Origin of the sequence: Trinickia sp. (assembly GCF_051961175.1) — a bacterium.
In the GTDB taxonomy this organism is placed as follows: Bacteria; Pseudomonadota; Gammaproteobacteria; order Burkholderiales; family Burkholderiaceae; genus Trinickia.
This window is the reverse complement of sequence record NZ_JBQCDN010000135.1, coordinates 1-6,132: the sequence shown is the minus strand read 5'-3', so window position 1 is coordinate 6,132 and position 6,132 is coordinate 1. Positions and strand designations below refer to the sequence as shown.

General features: G+C 64.8%; 4 protein-coding genes and 1 pseudogene. 3 read left to right on the top strand and 2 right to left on the bottom strand.

The features are described from left to right. Both tsf and rpsB read right to left on the bottom strand, forming a co-directional pair. Positions 1–272, bottom strand: a 272-nt coding sequence (gene tsf, locus ACTHL0_RS07480; RefSeq protein ID WP_440566055.1) for a translation elongation factor Ts, incomplete at its 3' end; no start/stop codon positions are given. Between the two features lie 155 nt (positions 273–427). Continuing rightward, entirely contained in the window at positions 428–1,180 is a 753-nt protein-coding gene (gene rpsB / locus ACTHL0_RS07475) for a 30S ribosomal protein S2 (RefSeq protein ID WP_440566053.1), read from the bottom strand. A gap of 523 nt (positions 1,181–1,703) precedes the next feature. Here rpsB and map point away from each other — a divergent pair. From map to ACTHL0_RS07460, 3 genes and pseudogenes are all read left to right on the top strand, one after another. After that, entirely contained in the window at positions 1,704–2,510 is an 807-nt protein-coding gene (map, locus tag ACTHL0_RS07470; protein ID WP_440566052.1) for a type I methionyl aminopeptidase, read from the top strand. 182 nt (positions 2,511–2,692) lie between these two features. Then, positions 2,693–5,266, top strand: a complete 2,574-nt coding sequence (locus ACTHL0_RS07465) for a [protein-PII] uridylyltransferase (protein WP_440566051.1) — start codon at positions 2,693–2,695, stop codon at positions 5,264–5,266. 469 nt (positions 5,267–5,735) lie between these two features. Further along, positions 5,736–6,132: pseudogene (locus tag ACTHL0_RS07460) on the top strand (hypothetical protein); the annotation flags it as partial.

The window sequence follows — 6,132 nt, the reverse complement described above, 5'->3', positions numbered from 1 at the left end:
GCGATGAAATCGTCGTTCTTCGCGACGAAGTCGGTTTCGCAGTTCAATTCGACGAGCGCACCCGCGTTGCCGGCGATGTGCGAAGCAATCACGCCTTCCGCCGTGACGCGCGAGGCAGCCTTGCTGGCCTTGTTGCCGAGCTTCACGCGCAGGAGTTCTTCGGCGCGGTCCATATCGCCATCGGCTTCCGTCAGCGCCTTCTTGCATTCCATCATCGGCGCGTCGGTCTTCGCGCGCAGTTCAGCCACCATGCTTGCGGTAATTGCCGCCATCATTCGCTCCTTCAGTCTGTCTTTCATACGCCGCTCGGTTTCGATGCGAACGGCACGCATTCGTTCGCGGCGCATCGATCGCGCCGCACGTTCCGCCGGCACTTAAAAAAAGGGGGCCTATCGAAGCCCCCTTTTTTGCCGGCGACGGGGTTGCTTTACTGCTCCCCGCCCACCTCGACGAACTCGTCGCCGTCGGTGCCGCGCGCAGCTTGCACGACTTCGTTGACCGCGTTCGCGCGGCCTTCGAGGATCGCGTCGGCCACGCCTTCCGCGTACAGGGCCACGGCCTTGCTGGCGTCGTCGTTACCCGGGATCACGTAATCGATGCCTTCGGGCGAGTGGTTCGTATCGACCACGGCGATGACCGGCACGCCGAGCTTGTTCGCTTCGGTCACGGCGATCTTGTGGTAGCCGACGTCGACGACGAAGATTGCATCCGGAATGCCGCCCATGTCCTTCACGCCGCCGATCGACTTTTGCAGCTTGGCGATTTCGCGTTCGAACAGCAGCGCTTCCTTCTTGCTCATCTTTTCGAGTTCACCGGCCTCGACCGCGGCCTCCATGTCCTTCAGGCGCTTGATCGACACTTTCAGCGTCTTGAAGTTCGTCAGCATGCCGCCGAGCCAGCGGGCGTTGACGAACGGCATGCCGGCGCGCTGGGCTTCCTGGGCGATCGTGTCACGCGATTGACGCTTCGTACCGACGAACAGGATCGTGCCGCGATTGGCTGCCAGTTGACGCACGTACTTCAGCGCGTCGTTGTACATCGGCAGCGTCTTTTCGAGGTTGATGATGTGAATCTTGTTGCGATGACCGAAGATGAAGGGGGCCATCTTCGGGTTCCAGAAGCGCGTTTGGTGACCGAAGTGGACGCCGGCTTCCAGCATCTGACGCATAGTGACTGCCATGTAATTCTCCGCGAGGGTTGGGTCTTAAGCCGGCTGCCGTACCGGTCGCGCCCCGAACGCTCATTGAACTTGATGAACGCTCATGGACCGCGGCCCGGCACCCTGGGTGCGCCGGCTTGCGATTACTACGATTGTTGTTCCAGCCGCCATCAAGCCTCGAATGGCTGGGGTTGCCCTGCGGCTGCTTGTGCAGCCGCCTTGCGTACCGCCGCTTTGCGTACCGCCGCTTTGCGTACCGCCGCTTTGCGTACCGCCTTTGCGGACGCTAATGCGATGGACCGCATGCAAATTCGATTCCCGACAACGACTAGCCCGAAAGTATACCACGCGTGAAGGCGCTCCCTCAAGCTGCGCCTTGGGCCCGCTCCAGCGCATGGCATCATTCCGCATTGCAGCATCGAACGGCGCAGCGGCGTCGCGAAATGCGCAATCGAACGAACGGCGCGGCGCGGCGGTCAGCCACGGGGCTCATATAGTGCGATAATCGCGAAATCTACGTACATCCGTTCTCAGGCCCGCACTCATGGCTATCACGATCAAAAACGAAGACGACATCGCAAAAATGCGCGTCGCGTGCCGTCTGGCGAGCGAAGTGCTCGACTACATCACCCCGTTCGTCAAGCCCGGCGTGACGACGGCCGAGCTGGACCGGCTCTGCCACAACTACATGCTGGACGTGCAGGGCACCGTTCCCGCGCCGCTCAATTATCAGCCGCCCGGCTATCCGCCCTACCCGAAAGCAACCTGCATTTCGGTCAACGACGTCATCTGTCACGGTATCCCCGGCGACAAAGTCGTCAAGAACGGCGACGCGCTGAACATCGACGTCACCGTCATCAAAGACGGCTACTTCGGCGACACGAGCCGGATGTTCATTGCCGGCGAGGGCTCGATCCTCGCCAAACGCCTGGCGCAAACCACTTACGAATGCATGTGGCTCGGCATCGAACAGGTGCGTCCGGGTGCGCGGCTCGGCGATATCGGCTACGCGATCCAGCGCCACGCCGAAGCGAGTGGCTACAGCGTCGTGCGTGAATACTGCGGCCACGGCATCGGCACGGTGTTCCACGAAGATCCGCAGATTCTGCATTACGGCCGCCCGGGCACCGGGCTCGAGCTGCAAAAGGGCATGATCTTCACGATCGAGCCGATGATCAACGCGGGCCGCCGCGAAATTCGCACGATGCCCGATCAGTGGACGGTCAAGACGAAGGATCGTAGCCTTTCGGCGCAATGGGAGCATACGGTGCTCGTGACCGATACCGGCTATGACGTGCTGACGGTATCGGCGGGCACGCCCGCCAAGCCGTCGATCGCCGTCGCGGCCTGATCGGTCCGGTTCGAATGGCGTAACCGGATGGCGCGATGCAATAGCCCCACTCAGTCGGTCAATAAACAAGCGGCGGCTCGGCGCAGCCGCAGATCGCGCAGCGTCGCCGACACCGGCGGCGCGCGCACCTTCCCATCCACGTATCAACGTATCAATCGGCTTTTCGCCGTTCGCCCCAGCCTATGAGCGCCCCCGCCGTCACCACCGATCCCGCCTCGGTCAAAGCCGACTACCGCGCCGCGAAAGCAGATCTGCTCGCGCGCTTCAAAACGGCAAGCCGCGTCGATGCGCTGATGCAGACGCTCTCGCGCACGACCGACGACGCCCTGCGGCGCGCATGGGACGGCTGCGAATTGCCGGCGTCCTGCGCGCTCGTGGCCGTGGGCGGCTATGGCCGCGGCGAACTGGCGCCCTACTCCGACATCGACATCCTCGTGCTGCTGCCCGATGCGGCCCCGCCCGAACTCGACGCGCGCATCGAGCGCTTTATCGGCATGGCATGGGACCTCGGCCTCGAGATCGGCAGCAGCGTGCGCACCGTGGCGCAATGCATCGAGGAAGCCGGCAACGACATCACGGTTCGCACGTCGCTGCTTGAGGCGAGGCGCATCACCGGCAGCACCGCGCTGTTTCAGCGCGTCGTCCTGCGCTTGAACGAAGCACTCGACGCCCGCGCCTTCTTCCAGGCCAAGGTGCTCGAAATGCGCCAGCGCCATGCGAAGTTTCAAGACACACCGTACAGCCTCGAGCCGAACGTCAAAGAAAGCCCGGGCGGCTTGCGCGATCTGCAACTGATCCTGTGGATCGCACGCGCGGCAGGGTTCGGACGCAGTTGGCGGGAATTGGACGAGCGCGGCCTCATCACGGCGCGCGAAGCACGCGAGCTGCACCGCAACGAAGCGTTCCTGAAGACATTGCGGGCCCGGCTGCACGTGATCGCCGGCCGCCGTCAGGATGTGCTCGTGTTCGATCTGCAAACCGCCGCGGCCGAAAGCTTCGGCTATAGCGCCACGCAGGCCCGCCGCGCGAGCGAGCAGTTGATGCGCCGCTATTATTGGGCCGCCAAGGCGGTCACGCAGCTCGCGACGATTCTGATCCAGAACATCGAGGCGCAACTGTTCCCGCGCACGAGCGGGATTACGCGCGTGCTGTCGGAGCGCTTCGTCGAAAAGCAAGGGATGATCGAAATCGCCAGCGACGATGTGTTCGAGCGTACGCCCACGGCCATCCTCGAAGCGTTCCTGCTGTACGAAATGACGCACGGCACGAAGGGGCTGTCGGCCCGTACGCTGCGGGCGCTCTACAACGCGCGCGAAATCATGGATTCGCGCTGGCGGCGCGATCCGGAGAACCGCCGGCTTTTCATTGAAATCCTGAAGCAGCCCCAAGGTATTACGCATGCCCTGCGGCTGATGAACCAGACGAGCGTGCTCGGCCGCTACCTGCTGAATTTCCGGCGCATCGTCGGGCAGATGCAGCACGACCTGTACCACGTTTATACGGTCGATCAGCACATCTTGATGGTGCTGCGCAATTTGCGCCGCTTTGCGTTGGCCGAACACGCCCACGAGTACCCGTTCTGCAGCCAGTTGATGGCCAACTTCGAGCGGCAATGGGTGCTTTACGTGGCGGCGCTGTTTCACGATATCGCCAAGGGCCGCGGCGGCGATCACTCGACGCTCGGCATGGCCGATGCCCGCCGCTTCTGCCGCGATCACGGCATGACGAGCGACGACACCTCGCTCGTGGTCTGGCTCGTGCAGCACCATCTGACGATGAGCCAGGTCGCGCAAAAGCAGGATACGAGCGATCCGCAGGTCATCAAGCAATTCGCCGAGCTCGTCGGCAACGAACGCCGGCTCACGGCGCTTTACCTGTTGACCGTCGCCGACATTCGCGGCACGAGCCCGAAAGTCTGGAACACGTGGAAAGGCAAGCTGCTCGAGGACCTGTATCGGATGACGCTCGCCGTGCTCGGGGGCGCCCGTCCCGACGAGCATTCCGAACTGAAGACGCGGCAAGAGGAAGCGCTCGCCTTGCTGCGGCTCGAGACGGTACCCGAGAACGCGCATCGTGCGCTGTGGGACCAACTCGATGTCGGCTATTTCTTGCGTCACGATGCCGCCGACATCGCCTGGCAAACGCGCGTCTTGTACCGGCATGTCCGTACCGATGCCCCGATCGTGCGCGCGCGGCCGTCCCCGATCGGGGAGGCGCTGCAAGTGCTCGTCTACGTGCCCGACCGCTCCGATTTGTTCGCCGGCATCTGCGCGTATTTCGACCGCAACAGCCTGTCGGTGCTCGACGCACGCATCAACACGACGCGTCACGGCTACGCACTCGATAATTTCATCGTCGCGCGGACCGAGGACGACGAGGTGCAGTATCGCGATATTGCGAACCTCGTCGAGCAACAGCTCGCCGCACGGCTCTCGTCGGATGCGCCGCTGCCCGATCCGTCCAAGGGCCGCCTCTCGCGACTGTCGCGAACGTTTCCGATTACCCCGCGCGTCGACTTGCGAGCCGACGAGCGTGGGCAGTACTACATCCTGTCCGTGTCGGCAAACGACCGGCCGGGGCTTCTTTATTCGATCGCGCGCGTGTTGGCGGTGCATCGGATCGGTGTCCACGCTGCGCGGATCAATACGCTCGGCGAACGTGTCGAGGACGTATTTCTGCTCGATGGACGCGGCCTTTCCGATAACCGCTTGCAGATTCAGCTGGAAACCGAGCTGCTGCGTGCGATCGCAGTGTGAGATTTTATGCGCGTCAAACTGACAGCCAAGCATCCGCGCCCGGCATCGCCGAGCCGCGCCCCCGTTCGTGCCGGCAGCCCGTCCGCACGTAAGACGCCGCGCGCGGCGAGTGAGCCGGATTCTGCTCCGGTCGCCAAGAAGAGTGCGCCGCGTGCGGGCGCTAAAGCTGGCGCGCCGGCCTCGGCCGGAAAGACCCGCGACAGCGCAGGAATGAAGTCGCGCGAGGGCACGCCGCGAGCCCGCGTGCCGCAGCGCAGCGCTGACGATGCGCCCCGTCGCGCGCCGCGTCCGGGTGGCCCGGCGCGCGACGCTCGGCCCCCCCGTGAGGACGGCGGGCGTGATACGCGGCCGGCCGGATATAAACGAGCTGGCGCAGGCGGCCGTACCGACGAAGCACCCCGCCGCGCGCCCCGCACGCCCGATGCGCGCGGTCCGCGGGGGCCACGTGACGATAACGAACGCGGCGCGCGTGCAACGACACGCGCCCGGACTGGCGATGCCCCTGGCGGCAGCGCCGGATATCGGAGTCGAGGCGGCCCGGACGAGCGGCCTGCGCGTGGCGAGCGCTCCTTTGGCGAAGGGCGACCGGCTCGCGGCGAGCGGTCCGTTGGTGGCGAACGTCCGGTTCGCGGCGAGCGCTCCTTTGGTGGCGAGCGTCCGGTTCGCGGCGAGCGCTCCTTTGGTGGCGAGCGTCCAGCACGCGGCGAGCGGTCCTTTGGTGGCGAACGTCCGGCTCGCGGCGAGCGGTCCTTTGGCGGCGAGCGCCCTGCACGCGGCGAGCGGTCCTTTGGTGGCGAGCGCCCGGCACGCGGCGAGCGCTCCTTTGGCGGCGAGCGCCCTGCTCGCGGCGAGCGCTCCTTTGGTGG